23 protein-coding genes are annotated in these 23,340 nt (G+C 46.1%); 11 read left to right on the top strand and 12 right to left on the bottom strand.

What is annotated here, in order from left to right; all coding sequences use genetic code 11:
* The first annotated feature begins 33 nt into the window (after positions 1 to 33).
* The 7 genes from BCT27_RS16670 to BCT27_RS16635 all read left to right on the top strand — a co-directional run bounded on the left by BCT27_RS16670 (position 34) and on the right by BCT27_RS16635 (position 5,216).
* Positions 34 to 510, top strand: a complete 477-nt coding sequence (locus BCT27_RS16670) for a hypothetical protein (RefSeq protein ID WP_102396300.1) — start codon at positions 34 to 36, stop codon at positions 508 to 510.
* 140 nt (positions 511 to 650) lie between these two features.
* A complete protein-coding gene (locus tag BCT27_RS16665; protein WP_102392050.1) occupies positions 651 to 1,064 on the top strand; it encodes a GNAT family N-acetyltransferase in 414 nt (137 codons plus the stop codon).
* A gap of 128 nt (positions 1,065 to 1,192) precedes the next feature.
* Positions 1,193 to 1,603 (top strand): GNAT family N-acetyltransferase, encoded by a 411-nt coding sequence (locus BCT27_RS16660; RefSeq protein WP_102396299.1) that lies wholly within the window; start codon positions 1,193 to 1,195, stop codon positions 1,601 to 1,603.
* Positions 1,604 to 2,492: 889 nt separating this feature from the next.
* Positions 2,493 to 2,819 carry a ribonuclease E inhibitor RraB gene (locus tag BCT27_RS16650; RefSeq protein ID WP_102396297.1) on the top strand — a complete coding sequence of 109 codons (327 nt, stop codon included), beginning with the start codon at positions 2,493 to 2,495 and terminating at the stop codon, positions 2,817 to 2,819.
* 168 nt (positions 2,820 to 2,987) lie between these two features.
* Positions 2,988 to 4,034, top strand: a complete 1,047-nt coding sequence (locus tag BCT27_RS16645) for a threonine aldolase family protein (protein ID WP_102396296.1) — start codon at positions 2,988 to 2,990, stop codon at positions 4,032 to 4,034.
* Positions 4,035 to 4,054: 20 nt separating this feature from the next.
* The gene (locus BCT27_RS16640) at positions 4,055 to 4,531 is read left to right on the top strand and encodes a hypothetical protein (RefSeq protein ID WP_198597581.1); all 477 of its coding nucleotides are present in this window, start codon (positions 4,055 to 4,057) and stop codon (positions 4,529 to 4,531) included.
* A gap of 331 nt (positions 4,532 to 4,862) precedes the next feature.
* Positions 4,863 to 5,216 carry a tRNA-binding protein gene (locus BCT27_RS16635; protein ID WP_102392055.1) on the top strand — a complete coding sequence of 118 codons (354 nt, stop codon included), beginning with the start codon at positions 4,863 to 4,865 and terminating at the stop codon, positions 5,214 to 5,216.
* A 200-nt stretch (positions 5,217 to 5,416) separates the two neighbouring features.
* Here BCT27_RS16635 and BCT27_RS16630 read toward each other — a convergent pair whose 3' ends face one another.
* Both BCT27_RS16630 and BCT27_RS16625 read right to left on the bottom strand, forming a co-directional pair.
* The gene (locus tag BCT27_RS16630) at positions 5,417 to 6,796 is read right to left on the bottom strand and encodes a methyl-accepting chemotaxis protein (protein WP_241908589.1); all 1,380 of its coding nucleotides are present in this window, start codon (positions 6,794 to 6,796) and stop codon (positions 5,417 to 5,419) included.
* 10 nt (positions 6,797 to 6,806) lie between these two features.
* Positions 6,807 to 7,949, bottom strand: a complete 1,143-nt coding sequence (locus BCT27_RS16625) for an ABC transporter substrate-binding protein (protein WP_102392057.1) — start codon at positions 7,947 to 7,949, stop codon at positions 6,807 to 6,809.
* Positions 7,950 to 8,201: 252 nt separating this feature from the next.
* On the opposite strand from BCT27_RS16625, the gene BCT27_RS16620 reads away from it, so the two are divergent.
* Positions 8,202 to 8,387, top strand: coding sequence for a hypothetical protein (locus BCT27_RS16620; protein WP_102319341.1), 186 nt, complete (start codon positions 8,202 to 8,204; stop codon positions 8,385 to 8,387).
* A 118-nt stretch (positions 8,388 to 8,505) separates the two neighbouring features.
* Here BCT27_RS16620 and BCT27_RS16615 read toward each other — a convergent pair whose 3' ends face one another.
* The 6 genes from BCT27_RS16615 to BCT27_RS16590 form a co-directional block, all read right to left on the bottom strand.
* Positions 8,506 to 8,862 carry a GFA family protein gene (locus tag BCT27_RS16615; RefSeq protein WP_198597580.1) on the bottom strand — a complete coding sequence of 119 codons (357 nt, stop codon included), beginning with the start codon at positions 8,860 to 8,862 and terminating at the stop codon, positions 8,506 to 8,508.
* Positions 8,863 to 9,032: 170 nt separating this feature from the next.
* Entirely contained in the window at positions 9,033 to 10,697 is a 1,665-nt protein-coding gene (locus BCT27_RS16610; RefSeq protein WP_102319342.1) for an ABC transporter substrate-binding protein, read from the bottom strand.
* Positions 10,698 to 11,161: 464 nt separating this feature from the next.
* Positions 11,162 to 12,295 (bottom strand): ABC transporter permease, encoded by a 1,134-nt coding sequence (locus BCT27_RS16605; protein WP_102396294.1) that lies wholly within the window; start codon positions 12,293 to 12,295, stop codon positions 11,162 to 11,164.
* A complete protein-coding gene (locus BCT27_RS16600) occupies positions 12,292 to 13,482 on the bottom strand; it encodes an ABC transporter permease (RefSeq protein WP_102396293.1) in 1,191 nt (396 codons plus the stop codon). Before BCT27_RS16600 ends, BCT27_RS16605 begins: the two co-directional genes overlap by 4 nt.
* Before the next feature lie 5 nt (positions 13,483 to 13,487).
* The gene (locus BCT27_RS16595; RefSeq protein ID WP_102396292.1) at positions 13,488 to 14,480 is read right to left on the bottom strand and encodes an HlyD family secretion protein; all 993 of its coding nucleotides are present in this window, start codon (positions 14,478 to 14,480) and stop codon (positions 13,488 to 13,490) included.
* Positions 14,481 to 14,485: 5 nt separating this feature from the next.
* On the bottom strand, positions 14,486 to 15,940 hold the full coding sequence (locus tag BCT27_RS16590; protein WP_102396291.1) for a TolC family protein: 1,455 nt from the start codon (positions 15,938 to 15,940) through the stop codon (positions 14,486 to 14,488).
* A 526-nt stretch (positions 15,941 to 16,466) separates the two neighbouring features.
* On the opposite strand from BCT27_RS16590, the gene BCT27_RS16585 reads away from it, so the two are divergent.
* Positions 16,467 to 17,681, top strand: a complete 1,215-nt coding sequence (locus BCT27_RS16585) for a multidrug effflux MFS transporter (protein WP_102396290.1) — start codon at positions 16,467 to 16,469, stop codon at positions 17,679 to 17,681.
* A 111-nt stretch (positions 17,682 to 17,792) separates the two neighbouring features.
* Here the strand turns inward: BCT27_RS16585 and BCT27_RS16580 are convergent, their stop codons facing one another.
* Positions 17,793 to 18,659, bottom strand: a complete 867-nt coding sequence (locus BCT27_RS16580; protein WP_102319348.1) for a LysR family transcriptional regulator — start codon at positions 18,657 to 18,659, stop codon at positions 17,793 to 17,795.
* A gap of 122 nt (positions 18,660 to 18,781) precedes the next feature.
* On the opposite strand from BCT27_RS16580, the gene BCT27_RS16575 reads away from it, so the two are divergent.
* On the top strand, positions 18,782 to 19,162 hold the full coding sequence (locus BCT27_RS16575) for a nuclear transport factor 2 family protein (RefSeq protein WP_102319349.1): 381 nt from the start codon (positions 18,782 to 18,784) through the stop codon (positions 19,160 to 19,162).
* Between the two features lie 85 nt (positions 19,163 to 19,247).
* On the opposite strand, the gene BCT27_RS16570 is transcribed toward BCT27_RS16575, so the two are convergent.
* Positions 19,248 to 19,937 (bottom strand): pseudouridine synthase, encoded by a 690-nt coding sequence (locus tag BCT27_RS16570; protein ID WP_102392076.1) that lies wholly within the window; start codon positions 19,935 to 19,937, stop codon positions 19,248 to 19,250.
* A 158-nt stretch (positions 19,938 to 20,095) separates the two neighbouring features.
* Between BCT27_RS16570 and BCT27_RS16565 the strand changes: the two genes are divergently transcribed.
* A complete protein-coding gene (locus tag BCT27_RS16565) occupies positions 20,096 to 20,437 on the top strand; it encodes a thiamine-binding protein (RefSeq protein ID WP_102392075.1) in 342 nt (113 codons plus the stop codon).
* A 170-nt stretch (positions 20,438 to 20,607) separates the two neighbouring features.
* Here the strand turns inward: BCT27_RS16565 and BCT27_RS16560 are convergent, their stop codons facing one another.
* Positions 20,608 to 20,922 (bottom strand): hypothetical protein, encoded by a 315-nt coding sequence (locus BCT27_RS16560; protein WP_102319352.1) that lies wholly within the window; start codon positions 20,920 to 20,922, stop codon positions 20,608 to 20,610.
* Between the two features lie 126 nt (positions 20,923 to 21,048).
* Complete coding sequence (locus tag BCT27_RS16555) at positions 21,049 to 22,971, bottom strand: BCCT family transporter (RefSeq protein WP_102392074.1); 1,923 nt, start codon at positions 22,969 to 22,971, stop codon at positions 21,049 to 21,051.
* Between the last annotated feature and the right edge of the window lie 369 nt (positions 22,972 to 23,340).

The raw sequence follows: 23,340 nt of genomic DNA, 5'->3' as shown, positions 1-23,340 counted from the left end.
AACGTTATGTGCACTAGAGTCTGAGAGAAATCGATGCGGAACTACGACGGAAAAGAATATAGATATAGAAGTTCTGACTTCTTGAAAAAGAAGGGGCTCGCTGCACTTTCAAGCCACTTAAAGTTCGAGCCAATAAAGAAAGGCCTAGTTTACGATATAACCCTATATGCTGGCGGAACTGGGATTTATGATAAGTTGGCAGCATCATTTCCAGGAAACAGTGAGATATTGGATCTGATTAAAGAGAAACATGAGGTGTTAATGCCTTTGGAAGCATCCCACCATGAGGAATGGTCCGATGATTTTAACTGGCTAATAGAACGAGAAGAGTCTGCTGAATCACCGGTTGAATGTTCGATAAATTTTATAGCCAGTAAAATGCTCCCGTTCCAGCAAGTTACTGATAATAATTGCTTTATTTACTTCGTTGAATGGAGTGATGTGAATGACTGGACTTTATTTTGGGTAAAAGATGATCAAATTAACTTCATCTCCTTCAGCCAAGGTTGAGCACATAACAAGGTCATCAACAGGACACCTTGCTAATCTCGAAGCGCTTAGAAAGTATTGTGAATACATAGGTTTGGTCAGGTTTAGTGCGGGCAAGTGCCCGTTATCACAACATTATAAGCTACAAGGAAATTTCAGTTTTGAATTATGAAGTACTGGAGCAAACTCCAAGTTCGGAAGAATATTGTCAACTAAGATTGGATGCTGGCCTGTCTGCTAAGTCACTTGAAGCGGCACATGTAGGTTTAAGTAACTCGCTCTATACCGTATGTGTCAGAGATTCTAATGGTTTGGTCGGTATGGGGAGAGTTATCGGCGATGGGGCATGCTTTTTCCAGATAGTAGATATAGCAGTCAATCCAAACCATCAGGGCTTGGGTTTAGGTAAGACGATTATGGAGAAAATAGAGTCTTATCTTGAAAAAGCGGCTAATGACGGCTCTTACGTGTCACTAATAGCCGACAAACCAGAGTTCTACGAAAAACTGGGCTTTGACTACACGGCGCCAGAAGCCTATGGAATGTATAAGAGGCTTAAAAAAAGTCGCTTATGACAAGGCTATGAACGGGACGCCTTGTCCATGTGGAAGCTATTGTAAATGGCATTAATACAATAATTTAAATCAGTTTTTCTGGTTTGAAAAGCGCCCATTATCACAACGTTAGGCACACTTATCGTTATATGAAAATTACGACAACAAATAGACCAGATGAGTCGGCTGACGAGATAATCGATAAAGGTCTGGATCGCCATGCGGAAAATTTTGTAACAGAGAATGGTGAATGTCTGTCTGTGTATTGCCATGATAAAGAGGGAAATTTTATTGGTGGCCTCTTGGGAGAGACTTGTGGGAACTGGTTCCACATATGGCAGTTTTGGGTTACTCAAAGTCATCGTGGAGCTTCACTGGGCACCAATATTTTAGATGCGGCTGAAAAGGAAGCTATTAAGCGAGGATGTAAAGCGTCGCATGTAGATACATTCAGTTTTCAGGCGCCAGAGTTTTATCTTAAAAGGGGCTATCATCAATTTGGGCTGCTAGAAGAATATGGAGGGAAGTTCTCTAGAGTTTTTCTTAAGAAGCAGCTTTAGCTTGGAGCAGTTGAGGTGGTAAAGATAAAGCCTAACAAGTTGTTCCATTTGACGCAGCGATCTTCGCGCTTTTTTTAAATTCGCTCCAACCGCTGCGCAACAGAGCAAGACGCTATCCGTCATTGCTCTCCGTGTTTAGTTTGCGATGTTTGGCTAGAGCGTTCCTCTATTTGTCGCAGGCTGTTTAATCTCAAAACCCTCATCAAACCAATCCCAAACTCGATGCAAAATCATGTGGCTATCTTTGTTAAGTTGAACTCGACGCCTGTGGTTTTATCGAGTGATTCTGTATTTTAGGCTGCAGTTGAATTCACAAACCTGCGCGTTCGTTGAGTGTTGGCGGCTAAGTCGCGATAGTATGAAGATTTAGCGGCTAACAAGGTCATGAATAGTACACTTTGCCATTCTCGAGCGCTTAAGAAGTAGCGTGAAGACATGGGGTTAGTTTAAGTGTGGGCAAGTGCCCGTTATAACAGCGTTGTTGAGGGTAAGTGATTGTTTTCGAAAAAGTCTATTCTGAGATTATTATTGGGTATAAATGCAGCTTACACTCTGATAGTTTTATCGGTCACTTATAGAGTTGACATTAACTATTATAATGCCATAGATATTACTTCTGATGAGACATTTCTAGAGAGTATGTCAAGTTCGGCTATATTAGAAAACTTTGGTTTATTGCCATATATTGTGTCAATCCTTCTGTTTGGGGTTTGCTTGGCTTTAAGACAAAGTGTCTGGTCAACCGTTTTATCATTGTTTCCCATATGCATAACTTTCATGCTGTATGCGCCTTTGATTTATATGGCAGCTGATGTTTAACAGCAATAACAAGGCTATAAACGGGACGATTTATCAATGCGGCAGCTTTTAATGTATATGAGGGAAATCTATGGAATATCCCGATGACGATATCGGCGATGTATTTCGCCGTATGGAAGCTAGCAAATTTGATTTTTCAAAAGAGCATATTGTCGACTTTTATGCTGTTTTTGCTACTGAGGAAGAGGCTGACCGAATTGCTCGGATGTTCGTTGCAGACGAATGTCGGTATGTAAATATTGAGACTCGTCCTTATGAAGAGGGCGGAATGGAACTAGAAGTTTCTAAAAAGATGATTGTGACTTATAAATCAATATTTGAGCTTCAGAAGCTTCTGACTGGAAGGGTCGCTTTAGTGACAGGCTACTTAGATGGCTGGGGTGTGATGCAGGAATGAATGTATAGAACAGGATACTTTGCCAATCTCGAAGCGCTTAGACAGTGATGTGGGTGCATGGGTTTGGTCGGGTTTAGTGCGGGAAAGAGCCCATTATCACACCGTTGGGCTTTATTGATCGATAACGTGTTGGATGACTCAAGAGTTTGTTGTAAAAGAGGTAGGACGATGAATAAATACAGTTTTTTGGATGATTATAGTGAAGGGTGTCATCCGAATATACTCAAAGCATTGGCTAGTACTAATATGGTTCAGCAAACTGCTTATGGTAATGATGAATACTCAGAGCAGGCTAAAACACAAATTCGAGAGCATTTCGATAAACCAGATATCCCTATTTATTTTGTGGGCGGAGGGACGTTAGCGAATATCATTATTATTGCAAGCGCACTCAGGCCTCACGAAGCTATTATTTCGGCTGATATCGGTCATATTGTTGTTAGAGAAACTGGGGCTATTGAAGCAACAGGTCATAAGATCATTACAGTGCCACCTGTAGACGGGAAAGTTACACCTGAAAATATTGAAATTGCATTAGCAAACAATGCTCATTACCCACATATGGCAAAACCTCGTTTAGTTTATATATCTAATGCAACAGAAGTAGGAACGGTTTATACAAAGTCGGAGTTACAAGCTCTCTCAAAACTGTGCAAGAAGAATGAATTATTACTATTGGTTGATGGCGCGAGATTGGGAGCTGCATTAACCGCTGATATTAATGATCTTAGTCTCAACGATATGGCAGAGTTCGCAGATATATTTTGGATCGGCGGCACTAAAGTAGGTGCTTTGATGGGCGAGGCTATTGTCATACCAAATAAAAAACTCGCAGAAGATCTGTCATTTCATATAAAGCAGCGAGGAGCATTGTTGGCGAAGGGACGTTTATTAGGGCTTCAGTTTTCAGAGTTGTTTAAGGACGATTTATTTTTTGAATTAAGTAAGCACGCCAATTTAATGGCAAACAAACTGTCAGTTGCTATAAGCGATTGTGGATATACTCTATCTGCTCAAACAGAAAGTAATCAGGTCTTTCCTATATTACCTAATAATGTGATTGATAAATTACAGAAAAAGTTCGACTTTTACATATGGAAAAAACATGATGATCAACACTCAGTTCTTCGTCTGTGTACATCATGGGCTACAGATGAAGCACAAATTGATGATTTTATTCATTCTATGAATAAGTGGTCTTCTGCTGAAAAATAAGTAATGTGGGGGCTAAAATTATGAATCTAGATCAATATAAAGCTAAATCTGGTCACTTTGTGCCTGTATTTACGTTAGAGATTCAAACGCCCATAGAAAATGTGGATAAAATTCTAGATGCTGTATTAGATGTTAATCCATTGAGCTATGGACGGTACAAGAGGAATGCGAGTATATCTGCCGAGGGTATGGAAACCTCTCAGCCAGAAAGCGGATCAACGACGACAACGCATGTAGCAGGTTACACGGCTGGTGAAACTGAAACATACCCCATGGTTGAGCTTAAGATTTCTATCGAAAGAGATTTATTAATTCTAGAAAAAGTTATGGATGTGATTCATTTTGTTCATCATTACGAAGAGCCTGTTATTTTTTTAAGAGAGGATTGGGTAAGCAGGTCTTCTTATAATCCAGATAGTAGCAATCCAAATAGATGGTGGAACAATGGCCGAGGGATGCCAAACCGAATAAATGACATTCTCAATAAAAACACTTAGTAATGGTCTGTATGCTTTATTTCTCCTACGATACAGACGATAGCCCTCAGTCATTTCAAGGGTCCAACTTCGATGTTTAGATAATCATGTTCTCTTACTGATGTAGTGGGCTTACCTCCAGTTTTTCCATCAAGTCAATCTAGATTTCGGAGCGAAATATTGTGATTACTTTTAATTGGTTGGGCTTCCAGAATGGTACGTTCGTTAGTTGCTGGCGGAAAAGTCGCGATTCAGAGGCTAACAAACTTCGCCCTATTATGGGCTAGATTCGCAAAAAGAGCTTGCCGTTTATGGTAGGTGTCGGTTCAAAAAACAAACTAAGAGAATTAAAATGGAATATGCGCCAATTAAAGATCTTATCGCATTCAGTGATTTTGAAAAATTGGATGTTCGCGTTGGTACCATTACGGCGGTCTCTGATGTTAAGAAATCAAACAAATTAATGAAATTGACCGTGGATTTTGGTGATCATGAGCGCTCAATTCTTGCCGGTATTAAGCAAGAACGTGAAAATCCTTATGAAATTGAAGGTAAACAGGCGCTGTTTGTTGTCAATCTGCCTGAGCAGAAGATGGCAGGAGAAATCTCTCAAGGTATGTTGTTTGATATTGGTTATGCAGACAAACAAGTGCCTTGTTTAGCGATGCCAGAAACGCCAATGCCGAATGGCAGTCGTGCAGGTTAGCGGATTGGTATTATCACTTGGAAGAAAGTGGATTGGTAGAAATGGAGTGGGGAGGTTTCAAGGTATCCGCAGAGCATAAACCTTTCAATGACTTACTTGGGAAGGTATGTATGAAGGCATCTATGACAAAACATGAAACATTTAGCATTGCCCACAACATATGTGGGCAGAGCTCGCTGCTTGTAAACAACTGTTCGTGCTTAACTTGCCGCTTTCTTGCCTTTGATGAGTCCCTTCATCGTATCCGTGACTTGTTTGAGCTTTAAGCTCTGTTCTTTGTAACTCATCGAGACTTGTGACGTTTCATTGGCGATATGATGGTTGCTGTTCACGATGCCCGCCATGGATTCCATGGCGGAGTTAACCTGAACGATCCCTTTCATCTGTTGATTAAACGCTTCGCTGAATGAATCTATTTCGCGAGAAAGCCCCTGGATTTGATCGGAAATGCCAGAAAAGCTGACTTGGGTTTGTTCTGACAATGCTTTGCTCTCTTTCACGCGAAGTTCCGTTTCCTTGACGATTTCCCCAACAGTGACCATGGAATCTTTGAGCAGCTTGTCGATGTCTTGCGAGGCCTGGCCTGATGTTAATGCCAGTTGGCCGACTTCCTGAGCGACAACCGCAAAGCCTCGCCCATGTTCACCGGCGCGTTCCGCTTCAATAGACGCATTGAGCGACAGGAGCTTGGTTTGGAAAACGATGTCGTGGATGACTTTGGTGTAATCCGAGATCTTCTGGATGATGTCGTTGATTTCTTGAAGGTGCTTGTTGGAGTTTTCAATGAGCACAACCGAATGTGCCAATTTATCCATGTTTTTGCTGCCTTCATTGCTTAATTCAAGTGTGCCTTTTGATACGTCTAAACACCCCAACACATTTTGGTTAGTTTGCTTCACCATTTCGGTGATTTCAGAAATGGCTGACACATTGGAATCCAATGCGGCGCGTTGTTTTTCTACGCCATCCGCCAGGCTTTCTGCACCTTTGAGCACCAGTCGTGAGTTATCAAGCGCATCGTCTGAAACGCTGGCGAGATCTTGTGTTATCGCGATGAGCGGTTTTGAAAGGCGAAGCGCAACAATGTAAATGATGATGCAAAGCAGGGCGATAATGGTGAAAAAGCAGACCAAAATGACCTGCAAGTTCTGTTGTAAAGCAACGGTTGAATTCTTCTCGTTATAGGTGATATTTAACACGCCCAAGACTGAACCGTCTTGCGCCAAGATGTCACCTGTATAGGTTTTAACCTCGTGATCCACTGTTTTGGGTTTTGTTTCTGTGTAGGGCAAGCCATTTGCGTCAACGAATTCTATGTGGTCAATGTCTTCATCTTGCATCCCCACGCTGACGAAGTCTTCCAACGCTGATAAGTCATAATTCAGTATGTAGGATTTACTCGATTGCTTGAGAAAGCTTGCGAGGGCCTCCACCTTTCCTTTTTGGATTTTAGAAAGTTCATTTGATGTCATCTGATGGAAGAACAGGGCGGCAACGATCAGAAATACCGTAATACTGCCAATCAGCGGCAATAAAATACGATAACGCAGTGACAGCCCCGAAAAAATTTTGAACCACATAGTCATACATTCACTTCATTGTTTGGATAGGTAGGGCTTTCCCGTCTTGAATTTGCGTGAGATAAACGTCGTCCAAGCCTTGTCTATCAGACTTGCTAAAGTTGACTTTCAACCCGCCAAAATCTTTGTTTTTCATGCCTTCCATCGCGCCAATGAAACGGTCTCTCGTTAAGTATTGGCCTGACTGCTCAAGTGCATCAACGATGACCATTGCGTTTAAATAGCCTTCTAATTGCGTGTAGTAAGGGTTGTCCACGCCATAGCTTTGCATGTCTGTCTTAAAGTCTTTGATGATTTTGAGGGTACTTTCATCGGGGTTTGGCATGACTTGAGAGATGTAGCTTCCATCGCCAGCATCGCCTAATTCAGCGATCAGCTTTTTGGTTCCAACAAAGGAAATGTTGGCGAATTTTGGATAGAACCCTTTGTCATGAGACATCTTGATAAATGCGCCACAGGCTTTGTATGCGCCAACCATAATGACGGCATCAGGTTTCTTGGCCATGATGCTGTTTAAGCCTTGTTCTACATCGAGCGTGTTGCGTTTGTATCTGCCTTCGGCGTGGATTTTAAGGCCGCGCATTCTGAGGGCTCTCTGCACACCCGCTTTACCTGCCGCGCCGTAACCATCATCTTGAATGAACACAGCGATCTTCTTGTAGCCAAGGTCGTTGATGAAATGATCGACGAGCTTCTTCGTTTCGCTGAAATAGCTGGCGCGAATATTGAAAATGTTTTTGTTGGCAGGGTTACGCAAAAATTCTGCGCCCGTAAACGGGCCGATATACGGGATTTTCGCGCGATTCACTTCGGGAACAACGGCTTTTGATGTTGGCGTTCCCACGAAGCTTACCAATGCAAAAACCTTGTCTGTGTAGATTAGCCTTTTGGCGTTTTTGGCCGCGCGATCGGGTTCATACCCATCGTCGAGTGAGATGACGTTGATCTGGCGGCCGTGAATGCCGCCTTGTTGGTTAATTTTTTCAAAGTAGGCGAGTGTTCCTGCTTTGACGCCGCTACCTAGCCCTGATGCTGGCCCTGAAAGGGCATTGCTCATACCAAATGTGATCGTATTTTCTGTCACGCCAACTTCGGCGGCTGCGGTTGTTGAAAACAACCAAAGCAACATGATGGTGCAATGCAAGCCTTTCATTAGTAACGCCTCGTCTAATCACTGGGGTACTTCTGAGTATAGAAAAGAATTCATATGTCTCATCATTGATTCTTGTGGGGATGCGCTGCGGTATCTTCTGTGGCGTTTTCATTCGAGCAATGGGGTGATCGCCGACGTGTCGAGTTGGCAATGGTTTCATTTCGTTAAACTTATGTTTCATTTTTAGCGGGTGCGACACAGAAATAAACCCATTACTGTTAGTGGCACGTTAATGACGCGGAGCAGTGAGTGATGAAAGTATTGATTCAATATACGCAGACAGGGAAGTACAAAGACCAGGCATGGGAGGCGCCTACTTTTAAGGCAAGCGGTGAAATTCAAGCAGTGACACCGTCGTATGCCGCGCAGATGATTGAGCAGAACAAAGCACACCTGGTCACATCTGACGATGAACATATTGTTGTTGAGGCCAGATAGCAACAGAGTTGTTGTACGGAAGAGAGTGAATAGAGGAATCGGAAGAGTCGAGGATTAAGCAATGGTGGATAACGCGAACTTGCGCGGATTAATGCCACGTCTCGACATCAAAAAGACCTTAGCTCATGCCTTTACCAATGGTTGCACGCACCGGTATATCAGTAGGGTCGAAGCCCTCAAGACAAAAAACATTCACGCCGTAATAATCGGGTGTGACGCGTTTACGGTGAAAGGGATAAATACCACAGATTTTGCAGAAATAGTGCTCAGCAGTGTTGGTATGAAACTGGTATGTGGTTAGCTGTTCTGCACCAGAAAGAATTCGCATGGCGTTTTCATGAACTTTGACCATCAATGCATTTTTTCTAATGCATATTGAGCAATCACACGTCGTCAGTTCGTGTAAATCCGTATCAATTTCAAAGGTTACGGCTTCGCAGTGACACGACCCATGAAATGTGTGCAGTTTGCTCATTCTGATCCTCCGGCTTTGTTGTTTATACCGTAAGCCAAAATTCGATGATACTAACGTATTAATTTTAATATCTTTTAATGAACCCGATTAAAACACCTCGAAGCACCGTCATTCTCCAATAAAAAGCCAGAGCACGTTTCCTTGCTCTGGCTTGGTCTTACATTGTTAACTTAAATGACAGGTTTTAAATCCAACACGTGCAGAACACGCTCTGGTGTGCCTTCCCATGGCATTGGGCGGCCTTTCGGGTTGTCCGCATTCCACCAACCCGTAAAACGTTGGGTGTTGTACTGGTAGAAGTTAGAGCCAGAGATGACAGGCACCGTGACTTGGTTTTCAGCAATCATGTTTTGGATTTCATGTGCGATGTCGATTTGCTTGTCGCGTTTATCTGTTTTGTAGAAATCGTCCAGTAAGGTATCGAGCTTCTTATCGTTCCAAAAGTGCATGGCAAAGCGCGGCATGCTTTCGCCTTTTTGCAATTTAGAGTGGTAACCGCTGCTCCAATATTTATGTGGCGTTGGGCCGTGGAAATAGTTGGTGAAAGCAATGTCATAACCTGCGTTCAACATGGATTGGTTATACACGGCGAAATCTGGTGTTCTTGCACGAACACGAATGCCGACATCGGCCAATTGTTCTGAAGAGAGCGTCACCACGTTATTGAAGTCTGTCCAACCGCCTGGTGATTGAATATCTAACGTCAGTTGTTTGCCAGATGGGGTTTCAACAAAACCGTCACCATCGCGATCCACAAACCCTGCTTTCTTCAGAAGTGCCTTTGCGCCGTCCGTGTTGAAAGACATGTATGGGCGGTATTTGTTGTGTGTTTCTTCGTTTGACCATGCTTCAAAGGCATAGCCCAAACCAGATGCGAAATCGTTCACTGTGCCGTTGCCGTAGTTGGCAATATCAATCACAGATTGACGATCAAGCGCCATCGAGAACGCACGGCGGAAATCGACATTGTTCAGTGCTTCTTGTTTTACCGGATCGCTGTTGTTGAAGTTAAACACGAACGATTGTGTACCTGCTGCGGTGTACCAGTAGCCATGATGCTGTGACGCTTTAACGTAGGTCGCATCAATGTCCGGAACAAACGAACCGCCCCAATCAACTTGAGAGTCGATGAGTGCCGCGAGGACTTGGTCATTGTGGTTGAACTGAGGCACGCGCAAGCAATCTACGTCTAGGTTTGCGTTGTCCCAGTAATTTGGGTTGCGACACTGCAAGAACAAAGTAGACGTAAAGGTTGGGATTTCGGTGAACGGGCCTGTACCAATAGGGTTTGTGTTCACGAAGCTGGTTGGGTCTTTCACTTCTTTCCACACGTGTTTCGCGACGATAGGGATCAATGAAATCTCGTAAGCGGCGTTCGTGTTGATTTCGTTAAGATGGAAGGTCACTTTGTTGCTTCCTTCAACTTCAACCTTGTTCACCATCTTGTTCACGCCGCGATCGTCTAACGCTGGCGTGTCTTTCACCATGTTGAAGGTGAAGGCAACATCTTCTGCGCTGAATGGCGCCCCATCAGACCATTTCACGCCATCGCGAATTTCAAAGGTAATGCGCTTTAGATCGTCGCTGAAATAATAGTCGGTTGCCAAACGGTATTCAGGGCGGTTCGCTTTCAGTTCATTGAAAATAACCAACTGTTCGTAGATGAAATCACGTGCGGTATGAAGGCGGCCCGGCAAGTAGGGGTTAAAGTTTCGAATCAAGGTCGCATTGTGATTTGGGATGATGGTCAATTGAGACATCTCATCCACGCTTTGTGCGGCTGTACTGGCACCAGACACGCTGATCAATGCTGCAGCTAACGCTAGCTTTTTCATGTAGTACGCTCCTGTTTCGGTACAAGTGGGTTCAAAAGTTGAGTGACCGAAGTGTGCCCATTGTGTGGAATGCAAGAACACAAAAAAAGCATTCAGATTGGGGTAGTTTTAGATTTGCTGACGCAGATTTAAGGCGAGGTTTTAACAAATTCTCATAGTGAGAGGGCGGTCTGTTTTACGGGTTATTTGCGGACATAAAATACCGCTAAAAAGCCCAGATTATGTGGGGTGGCTAACAATGTGTACGTTGTTAATAAGCAGCTTCAAGACTTTCGAATCGAGGGTGTAATCCGCATCGCAAATCTAAAGAGCATAATGACGTATTTAGAAAACAATCAGAGAGTTACACAATAGTTTGAACTGCATTGAAAAATGCGTGAAAGGTAACTGTGCGTAAAAAAGCCAGAAAACCCCCGAGGTGGGGCCTTTCTGGCTTTTTGTATGATTACGATTTAGTAGATTGCCTAGGCTGCGCGGTTAGCTTTTCCTTTGAGGTAAAACGCCAAGCCCAAATAGGCAGTCGCTTGAAGCCAAAGCTGGGTGAGATGCCCGAGCTGGCTATGGAAATCTGCCCCCATTTGATTCAATTGCAAGGTTGCTTGTATCACCAAGGTAGACGGTGCAAATTGCGCGATAACATTCAACCACGTTGGCAAGGCGCTGCTTGGCCAAACAAACCCAGCGATGAACAGCAAAGGCATTGAGCTTAATAATACGATCAGTGTGATGATCTCAGCCCGCTTGATGGCGATGCCTATCAGAGAGCCAAGGCCAATGGTAGCAAGCAGGAAAGGTAAGATAACGGCCGCCAACTGTAAGGGTTCCGCCATTCTGTTTACGCCATTAATCTCTAAACTTGCCCCCAAGTAATACATTGCCATGATGCAGTAAATCCCCGTAAGAATGGCGGTTCTGGCCCACAAACTTTTGCTGCTTCTTGCTAAAGCTGGCGTGGCATTAGCATTGCCTGCCGAGATACCTAACATGCCTGACGCAATCAGCAAGGTCTGCTGCAAAATTAGCATAAACACGCCGGGTACCACGTAGTCGCCATACCCTGTGGTTGGGTTAAATACGGGGACAGCATTGAGCGAAAACGGTGCGTATTGCTGAGCAGCCAACGGCATTGGCGTGTCATGCATTAACGCGCGTTGCACTTTGACCTGCGCGCCGAGGGTGCTGCCTGTTGCTACCACGCCTTCGACGATCGTGCCGTAGGTGAGGAAGAATGACGCATCTCCACCCACCGACACCACAGGACTCTTGCCGAGCAAGAGATCGCGATAGAAGTGCTGCGGAATCGTTACCACGCCTTCAATCTCTGCGGAAGCAAAGTATGGGCTGGATTCGGTTTCGCTTCCGAGTTGTTTCACGACCTGCACTTGCGGTGTTGCATCCAACATACGGATGAAGGTGCGGCTTTGCTGGCTTTGGTCATGATCGACAATGGCAATGTGCAACTCGCGTGGCAATTGATTGGCATACGGTAGCGGGTAGAGCAACGAATAGATAATGATCCCGCCGAACACGGTGAAGACCACTGCAGGGTTCGAGAACAATCGACAAAGTTCATTAATGAAGACATCACGCCAGCTCATGAGGCCACCTCCGAAGACGATGCATCCACTGATTGAATATGGTCTGGGCTGGTCGAAAGGCGTTTCATTTTGAGCCCAATCAATAACCAGATCAGGCTAAATGAAGCCAATGCAAGCAGGGCGGGCATGGCCTGTTGCAGTGTTGCGCCGTAGTTAAATTGGCCTATCTGCAACGTGATGTAGTGACTAACGGGCAGCATGGCACGCCAGCATTGTGCTAAAAAAGGCATCTCGCCCGCAGGGAAACTCACACCCATAAATGCAAATGCAGGGGCGGTGAAACCTGCAACCAAACTCATCGCGCGCACAGCATCACGCGAGCCAGCATACAGCAATGCGCCGACAGCTAACCCTGCTAGCACCATGAGCCATTGTGCGGTGAGTAAAATGGCCCAATCGCCGTTCATTGGCCAACCCAATCCCCAGTGCATGCCGGTAGCAAAACCCACACCCAACAACCAAAGGGGAAGCGCCGACCCTAGCACTTTCACCGTGAGCTTTTTCGCAACAGGACCCCGGAAGTAGGTTTCGAGCCCAATACGTTTGTCCGTCAGCGCCATAGAAAGCATGCCACTGGCGACCAGGGTGATTTGCCATAGCGCAGGAATAATGGCGGATACCAAGAACTGCGCGTAGTTGGTGCCAGCATTAAACAGGGGCACTAGTTGAAACCGAAGTGGAACAGACAATCCAGCGGCTTGGCTGGCAACGGTGGTGCCATGAAGCATTTCGCTTTGGGTGGCGACCAATGCGGAAAGGGTACTCTGCGCTTGGTTGAGTGCCGAGTTGACAAGTTTACCTATCAAGATGTACTGACTGTTGTAGAACGCCGTAACATCCGGATTTTCACCACGTATTGTCGCCTTTTCAAAATCATGGGGGATCACGACGGTGGCGTAAGTTTTGGCACTGTTTAACGATGCTGACGCGCTGTCTATCTCGCTGAATGTACGGATTGCGAGTGTAGGTGTGGCATCGTAATACCGTACTAACGATCGAGACAATGCACTGTTGTCTAAATCGACAACCCCAATGGGCAAATCGCGTCCTGTTCCCGAGGAGAAGATCGCCCACACCAATAAGAACATCACTAATGGCAAACCGCCCAAAAGAGCCGCGAGCCAACGGTCAGAAGCGATGAGTCGCCATTCTTGCCAGAGTAAGGAGGTGAATGTGGTGTTTTTCATTCCACTTACCTTTGGGTAGCGTTTTCTGTGACTAACACACTCATGCCAGCACGCAGTTCGCTAATTGGCGCAACCGGGCGCGCTTCAACTTCAAAGGTGCGCATGTCATAGCCTTGTTGGCTGTTTGTCGCACGCCATGTGGCGAAATCGCCCATAGGGGCCACGTGCGTGACTTCAAAGCGGTAAGTGCTTTCGCCTAAGGCTGGAATGCTGGCATCAAACTGTGTGCCTTTTTGGAACTGACGTAGTTTGTCTTCACGAATGTTGAACACGGCCCATGCATCGTTCATGTCAATCACTGTCACAACAGGGAAGCCTTGTGGCGCGAGTTCGCCTGGGTGCAGCAGCACTTGGCTCACTTCGCCTTGATACCAACTGTGGATCTTGGTGTCTTGCGTGTAAGCCTCTACCTCTGCAACCGCGCCTGCTGCCATGCGTACCTTTTCTTGTGCAGCGCGTTTGGTTTCTGTGCGCGCACCTTCCTTCGCCATGTCATACATTTGGCGAGCGGCGTTTTCTGTGTATTCCGATGCTTTCCATTGGGTGAAGGCTTCGTCGCGTTTTTGTTCTGCGGTCACGCCTTCACGGTAAAGGGCATCAACACGGCGGTAGGTTTTTTCATATAGCGCTGATGCAGCCTTGGCTTTTTGCCATTGGTCGCGAGCTGCGTTGATCTCTTGCGAACGTGCGCCACTCTCTGCTTGTTCTGCCATCGCGCCCGCAGCTTGTTCGCCTGCTTTTGCTTGCTCAAGTTTCGCATCAAGTTCTGGGCTGTATAAAGTGAAAATCAAATCGCCTTTATCAACCTGCTGACCTTTACGCACAAGCACTTCATCAATACGCCCTGGCACTTTCGAAGACACGCTATACTGCTGCGCTTCGATTTGCCCCTGAAAACGCTCAGGCGTAGGTTGATACGCTTGATAGAAGCTGAAACCGACCCAACTTACCAGTGCCACAGCAGGAATAACGAGAATGGCAGATTTTACTTTAGACATGATGTTTATCCCTGTTGCGATGTGTGGAGAGAAAGGGTTGGCGACGTTGATAATTGCAGTGCAGCAGCTTGGTAATTCGCGAAGTCGTTCATGTCACCGCTGATCGCAAGAAGGCGAGACAGGGATAAAACATACTGATAAGCAGCCACTAGTTGTTGCGTTTTGATGCTAGCGAGGTAAAGCTCGGCATCGACCACATCCAGTGATGTGGATAGCCCCTGAACGAAGGCTTTTTCGCGTAAGCGAAGGTTTTCATCGGCCAGTGAAATGCTTGACGCTAAACCTTGGTATTCTTCCAGGGCTTGTCCTGCTTCACGCCATGTCTTCTCCACCAACAGCGATAAATCTTGCTCTGCTTGAGCCCGAAGGTGATTCACTTGAACGGCTGTGCTGTGTGCTGCTTTCAGTTTGTCTGAACGGCCGCCATTATCGACAAGCGGAATGCTGACACCGACACCAACAGCCCAGTCAGGGGTCAGTTCTGCGGTCAGTGAATCGCCTTCATACAAGTTGTAGTTTCCGTAAAGGAAGACTTGCGGGTAATACTTGCCTTTTTCGAGGTCGACAAGGCCATCCGCTTGTTGACGTTTCGCATCCAACACTTTTAACCCAGGGTACGTTGCGAGGGTTTTAGCAAGAAACGCTGACATGGCTGGCACGGTTTCTTGCGTGAATAAGCCGTTTGATGGTGTCACAGGCGCGTTGCTTTTCACCAAGGTTTGCAGCGCAGCGTGGGCGATATCTAAATCCCGTTGTGCTTTCTTGCGTTCCGTTTTTGCTTTGTCGTAGGACACTTCTGCTTGGAGGCGTTCAACGCGCGCGATTTGGCCTTGGGCTTCCATTTTCTTTGCGTGGTCGAGGTGTTTTGCGAGGCCTTGTTCAACCTCTAAGCGGGTTTGCACCACTTGTTCAGCTAACACGGTTGAGAAGTACACCTTGGCGAGATCTTCAAACTTGGCTTGCTGCGCCATTTGCATCAAATAGGTCGCTTCTTCTTTCTGTGCGCTGGCGATGTCTTCAGCAGCCAAGATGCGACCACCTGTAAATATCGGCCAGATAGCACGGATTGAACTGGTGTATACATCGCGGTCCGCCAAGGTGGTCGTTAACATGTTGTCGAGATTGCCTAATGACCCCATTAGATTGCCAATCGCCTCACCCCCGTTCATATGATGCGCGAGTTGAGACGGCGACACTTCTACGTTTTGATCTAACCGTGTGTAGTTACCACTGACAGAAATGCTGGGTAAGTGATGTGCAGAGGCGGCGTTTTCCATGTGTTCAGCGCGTTGCACGTTTGCGCGTTCTGCGGCAATGGCATCATTGCGGGTAAGAACGGCGTGCCATGCTTCGGCAAATGACAGGGATTCTGCGTGGGCGTTTTGCGATACTAATGTGACAGGAAAAAGCAGGGTCACAAGGGCAAGTGCGCGCAGAGAAAAAGGGATTCTGGCAAACATCAAGGTGTCCACATTGGGAGAGATGCAAACAGTTTAGAGTTAATGCTCTAAAATTGCCAGCAAGATGAAGGAATACGCCTTGATCATTGAATTGGGTGAAAAAAGGCCATTGATTTTGTAATGATAAAAGGTAGAATCTCGACCGAAAGTAACACTTTCTCCTATCTAAGCCTGTGCGAACGTTGACGTCATCGTTTCCTCAAGGCGACACAAGGTAACGGTTGTCAGGTTACATTGTGGGAATGCAGCACTATCCTCCGTTGTATTCTTCGAGCTGGACTCATCCATGACCTTTCTGCCTTTCGATGTGATCCCGAGCAGGCAAATTCTTAGACACTGTACTGATCTTCATCTTCTATTTTTTCTACGCTGTTATTGCGCCGTAAATTTGAGCCTTTAGCGAAAACCGCCGATTAGATCGTTTTCGTTTTCGTCTTTGGCGAAAATTACGCGTTTCGAAGTCAGTGCAACGTCTGCCACTCGCATTTTCTAGTGCAAAACGTTCTTTTGTCTAAAAGGGGCTGACATGCCAACCAGTGCATTAAGCGAACGTACTATTCGTTTTTTGATTTTGATGATATTTCTCGCGGCAGCGATGGAGACGGACATTTATCTTCCGGCGTTTCCAGACATGATGGCTGCGTTTAATACCAATGAAACCATGATCCAACGCGTACTCAGTTTCAACTTTTTGGGTATTTGTGTTGCATCGTTAATTTATGGGCCGCTTTCTGATGCCATTGGGCGTCGTCATGTGCTTAATCTCGGCTATGCCTTGTTTATTCTCGGCAGTATTGGCTGTGTGTTTTCCAACAACATCGATATATTGATTTTCTGGCGCTTTGTTCAAGGCTTCGGCAGTGCGGCGTGCATGATCATCGGTGCGGCGATGGTATTTGATTTATACAAAGCCGAAAAAGCGGCTGAAATCGTGTCTGATTTGAACAGCTTGGTGGTGAGTATCATTGCCTTCGCCCCCATGCTCGGCGGTTGGATAAACTACCAGTTTGGTTACACCTATAACTTTGTGTTTATTGCTGCACTTACCATTGCAACAGGGCTGATTTGCTTTCTCAAATTGCCCGAATCCTTGCCGGTAGAAAAGCGTAAGCCGTTGTCAGTGAAAGGCATTGGACGCGACTATGTGATGGTATTGAAAAACGGTGAGTTCTGGGCAAACACCTTGATCACCACCATGATATTTTCCGGCTACATGATTTTCATTTCCAATATGCCGTTGATATTCGTGAACCACTTGGGTGTCGACAGCGCGGTGTTCCCGTTCTATCAAGTGAGTTTGCTGGTGGCCTTCGTGATTGCGAGCGTGAGCAATGGGCGCATGATCAAAGGGTTTGGGGTGAATGGCTTACGTCGTTGCGGCTTTCTAACCATTGTGTTGATGACCTTTGCCATGTTTGTCATACCCACGCATTGGCAGCAACACCCATTGTTGATCACTGCGCTGATGGTGATTTACTCACTCGGGGCGGGTGTGTGTATTGGTATTTTCTTTGCGCGTTCAATGGAAGCGGTACCTGAACAAACCGGTGTTAGCGCCTCGTTAGTCACGGCAATTCGTTTGGCACTTGTGGCGGTACTTATTGACATCAGCGGCGCGATGTTTGATGGCACCATGACGTCGGTCATCAACCTTATCAGCGGGTGTATTTTGATGAGTGTGGTGATCTACCTGTTGGATGAACATAGGTCGAAACGCCAAAAAGCGAATGTCGCTTCGTAGCTTTATCCACGTTGTAAAAATGAAAAAGCCTGCACGATGCAGGCTTTTTTACGTCACATTCCGCCAAAACGCCAAAAACGGTATAGCTAGCTATCAACGCTGGCGATGCGATCAAACGGCAGAAAGCTGTAATGGAAACGTGTAATCCTGCAAGGCGTTTTCAATGGCAGCAATGGCCATTTTCACGCCAATGGGCACGTTGCCGTGAAATGGGTGAATGGCATACACGTTTACGCGCGGCATCTGAAAATCCGGCAACACGGGCTTGAGCGTTGGGTTTGCGGCCACGATAAAGTTGGGCAAAATACCCATGCCATAGCCTGACTCAATCAGAGCGAGCGTGGTTTGCATCGCGTTCGTTCTGTGTTGCGGTGAAAACGTGAGCGACAGCGTTTCATCAGTTTTGGGATTGTAGAGCTGATGCACAATGAGGCGTGGTTGCCATTGATGAACCACATAGGGCACTTCATCCATGGGGGAATCATTGCCTACAGCACTGCACAGCACGTCGCGAAATTCCCCAATGCGGCGCTGTTTGTAATTGCTGTGCGCGGAATTACCCGCTCGAATGGCAAGATCGATATTGTTCTCCATCAAATCGAGCTGGCTGTCATCGTTGATCAGATCCAACTCCACATCTGGAAACTCAGCGAACGTGTCCAGCAGCGCAGGGACAACCAATGAAGACATTAACGCGTTCGGTGCCGTGAGGGTGATCTTCCCCTTTGGCACAGTCTGCTGAATCTTCATGTCTTCCCATGCTTGCTCTGCGAGCCGATGCATTTCACAGCAGTATTTGTAGAACTGTTCACCCGTTTGGGTCAGAGATTGGCGACGCGTTGTTCTTTTAAGCAAGGTCGTCGCCAGCTCTTCTTCGAGTTGTTTTAAGGACTGACTAACGACGGACTTCGAGATATCGAGTTTGTCCGCTGCCTTTGTGATGGATCCTGCTTCGACCACGTTCATGAACAAGGTCATTTTTCTAAGTTTATTCATATTGTTTTGTATGGGCGAACAATGCGTTTGTTTTACTTTATTTATCTTATCTAATCATGTTTCTACACTAAGTCCTTTCACATATTTAAGACAAGGCTAAATTAATGAATAATGAAGAACAGCTCTCTACCTACAAAGCTGGCATTGAAGCGTGGCAAGAAGCCTTCAACAATCAGGATGCAGCGGGCTGTGCAGCGCAGTATGCTGATCACACAACATTAATGAAAGCGCGTCCATTTGGTGAGTTTACGGGGCGCGAAGAAATCCAAGCGTTTTGGCAGCAAATCATGGACCAAGGCTTCGCTGACGTGAATTACACCAATGTGAAGTGGGAAGCAGCGGAAGGCGATGAGGGTTTCATCCTCAGTGCTGATTGGACAATGAATAAAGCATTTGGCGTTGTGCACCGCGAACATTGGAAAATCCAAGAAGACGGCAAAGCGCGTTTGGTGTTTGATGAATTTGAAGTGCAAGGTGAGCGTTAATTCGCAGCCTTACCAATATTCAACAAACAGAAACAATGTTTAGGGCGCAGAGATGAATGTCTCTGCGTTTTTTTGTTTTTGAGTATCAGTGCCTGAACGACGCTACTTCACCCTCTGAGAGAAAACGCCATTTTCCTTCTTCTACATCAAGTAATATCTCTCCGATACGCTCGCGATGTAACGAAACGACGCGATTTCCAATCGCAGAAAACATGCGCTTTACTTGATGGAACTTCCCTTCGGTGATGGTGAGCGTGACCTCTTTAGGGCTAACGATGTTGAGCTTGGCGGGCAATGTTGGTTTGCTTTCGCCCTGTAACAGGACGCCGCGTTCAAATTGCTCTGCTGCATCATCACGGATGGGACGAGAAAGCCCGACGCGATAGACTTTTTCACAGTGCTTGCTGGGTGTAGTGATATTAAAAGACCAATGCCCATCGTCAGTGATCAAAACCAAACCCGTTGTGTCTGCGTCTAATCGTCCTGCGATGTGCAGTTCTTCCGTGTGCTCGATATGGGTGCCGTTAAACAAAGACGGATAGGCTTCATCCACATTGGAACAAATGGTGCCTGCTGGTTTGTGCATCAATATGTAGCGGAAAGGGCGAGGCGAGAGTGTTTCACCGTTTAGCATTACCGAGTTGCTTTCATGCACCTGCGATCTTTCGTTTTTCACGATCTCTCCGTTTACCGAAACAGCGCCATGTTGAATGTATTGGATGGCGTCGGAGCGGGTTAACGTGGTGCTTTTACAAACAAACTTATCAAGACGCATTTAGAGCACTTTTTCCAGCAAGAGGAGAGGGCGCATTATCCTCTCACCATTTGAATTAGCAACCCGAAATCGCCGCCTTATCGACGTTTCAATGCATTCTCTGTGTGCAAGAAAATGGTAGTATCCAGATAGCGTTAACTTTATAAAATGAGAAACCAATGTCGACAGAAAATGCGATGGTTCCAGATGTTTTTGTGGCTTTCCAAGTGATCCCTCGATTGAAAGAAGGGAATAACTTTGAAGTGGTGGATAAAGCAATTGAGGTCGTAAAAGCCGCCGATGTGCCGTATCAAGTTGGTGCCATGGAAACGACCATGAAAGGGGAGCTGAACTACTTACTGGAAATCGTGAAGAAAGCGCAGCAAGCGTGTTATGACGCGGGCGCAGTGGAAGTGATTACCAATATTAAAATTCACAGTAAAACCGAAGCCGCGACAGACACCTTCTGCACCTACGATCGAGGCGTTACCAAAGCCAATCATATGTTCGTAGAGAAATGATTTTAATGTCACTGCTCGCTGGTGGGCAGTGACATCTTCTTGTTTTCTTTTCGCACTGCAATTCAACAAGCCCACCCGCATACACCTCAACATCGAGTTTCATGCGTTTCTTTTCATGAAAGTGCTTTTTCGGCGTATCCAAACAAAGGTAACTGGTTAAATTACAGCAATTATTCTACACCAAACTGAGCCCATTGAGCTTTTCGTTTGGACGTGAAAATACACGTAGTACCACCTACTGTATGGGTTACTTGCTGGGTGAAGTCGCAAAACAAAGCTGTATAAAGAACGGGATACTGTTCGTTGCCAAAGCTATTCGGTAGCCACATGAGAACGTCACCGTCTTTACATTGTTTCTTGGCTTCAACGCCATTGGAAACATGACATATATGATCTTGTTTAATGTCTTTTTCACCAAAAACGGCGAAGGAGTTGAAGGAAACTAGAGGGAGGGTGAAAAGAGATGCGATTAAAAGTTTTTTCATTGAGGAGTTGCCTAGAGTAGAAAAATAAAGGCAGCTATCTTATCTAAAAACTATATCTTAACGTTTGTTTTAACTCGCAAAAAAGGCCGATTTCTCGGCCTTTTCATAGGGGGAGGTGTTACTGAGTTATGCAGGCTTCATGTCGTCTTGGTTTTCTTCTTCCAGACGTTTGCGTTCGCGCATTAACTCATTGAACGTCATGCGAGCATGTTGAGCGGCTTCTGAGGCTTGTAGCTTGTGCTCTTTAGCTGCCATTGCTTCGTCAGTCAGACGTTGGATTTCGTCTAATTGTTCTTGCGGTGCGTCACCCAGCTCCATGCCAGACTCGCCGTGTGAAAGGGCAGTGGCACGAATCTCTTTCTTCAGGTTCCAAATCGCGTTCAATTTTTCGCGCTCTTCTTCCGCAGCGGCAACCGCTTCGTCTTTCAGGCGTTCAAATTGTGCCATCGCCATGCCTTCTTTTGACCAAGGGTCAATGTCTGCGAACTCTTCAATGTTGATAACAGGGTCGACATAGCCTTCTTGATGAGAAAGGTCGAATGTCGCTGCCTTCACACCAGAAACCATCAGCATGACGGTGATAACCAACAGTGGTAAACCACCCACGATGGCCGCAGTTTGAAGCGTTGCGAGACCGCCCATGAACATCAATACCGAAGGCATGAATGACAGGGTGAATGCCCAGAACAAACGGTTCCAACGCATTGGGTCTTCAGTCACGTTGTTCTGCACGACAGACGCCAGAATGAACGAGATGGAGTCAAACGTTGTTGCGGTGAAGATGATACACAATACGGTGAACACAGCGATCACCACGGTGCTCATCGGCAAGGTTTCAAGGATAGAGAAAATCGCGCGAGTTGGACCTTCGCTATTCAGGATGCTCACCACATCAAGCTGACCAGACAGTTGTAGCGACAGACCGTAGTTACCCAAGATCATGAAGTACAGTGCACAGCCCAGTGAACCGAAGAAGATAGAACCTGACACCATTTGCTTGATGGTACGACCGCGTGAGATACGCGCGACGAACAAGCCCATGCTTGGTGCGAATACTAGCCACCATGCCCAGTAGAAAATGGTCCAATCTTGTGGGAAGTGGGTGTCTTCAAACGTGCCGTATCCGCCGAAGGGTTCTGCCCATGTTGCCATCACGAAGAAGTTAGACAGCATGCGGCCAACTGAATCTAGGCCGGTTTCCAGCATGAACAGGGTTGGACCAGCGAACAGTACAAACGCTAGCAGACCTAATGCACCCCAGAAGTTGATGTTACTCAGTACCTTGATGCCTTCATCCATGCCTTTGTAAGACGAGTAAGCAAACAGTGCAGTACACAGCAACAACACGCCGATTTGTGACATGGTTGAAGACGGAATACCGAACAGGTAGCTGATACCTTCGTTGATCAACGGTGCAGCAAGACCCAACGTGGTTGCAGCGCCGCCTAACAAGCCAAAGATGAACAGCACATCAACCAACTTGCCCGTTTTACCGTGACTGCGAGCTTCGCCAATCACTGGCATCAGCGCGGCGGAGACTTTCAATACGGGTTGCTTACGCACATAGAAGAAGTAAGCGATTGGAATCGCAGGGATCAGGTAGATTGACCATGCAATTGGACCCCAGTGGAAAATACCGTAAGTCGCTGCCCAGCGAACGGCTTCTTCACTGCCTGCTTCCAGTTGGAAAGGTGGATTCTGGTAGTAGTAAGCCCATTCGATGGTACCCCAGTAAAGGATACTTGCACCGATACCCCCACAGAAAAGCATGGCAGCCCATGATCCTGTAGCGAATTCAGGCTTTTCGTCAGCATCGCCAAGTTTGATTTGGCCAATATCGCTGAACACGATGTAAGCCATAAAAAAGAAAGCGCCAATACCAAGAGCAAGGTAAAGGAAACCGAGCTTGTCGGTCATAAAGGTTTTCGCGATTGCTATCCACTCTGCGCCCTGTGTAGGCCAAACAAGAAGTGGGATGATCACGGAAAAGAGGAGCCCTAACGCGCCAAAGAAGGTTGGCTTGTCAATAAGCTGAAAGTGGCGTCCCATCGGTGTATCTCTCCATTGATATGTAAACCATTGGAATTGTGATGTTTATGACGCTAAGCATCAATTCGCGCTACTTATGCTAATGAACAAAGATTCTCATCATAATCACGGTGTGAATGTTTATTGCCGACATGTGCACGGTGTGTGAATGCAAATGCTGACAGCTTTGAATGGAAGAGTTAACGAAAGTGAGTGAATTAATAAGGATTTTTTACGATCTGGATATGTTTTGTACGCTTGGGTAAATAATTAGATTCAGACGTTTCGTCGTGTAATGATTTTTGTGAAGGGCGTGCTGTTTGCCTAACAAGTGACCATGCGATCGTTGAATCATTGAACTGCGAACATGGATGTAGATGTAGATGTAGA

This window comes from Enterovibrio norvegicus, assembly GCF_002876705.1.
Classification (GTDB): domain Bacteria; phylum Pseudomonadota; class Gammaproteobacteria; order Enterobacterales; family Vibrionaceae; genus Enterovibrio; species Enterovibrio norvegicus_B.
Note: the sequence above shows the minus strand (reverse complement) of the source record. Positions and strands in the feature narration are given on the sequence as shown.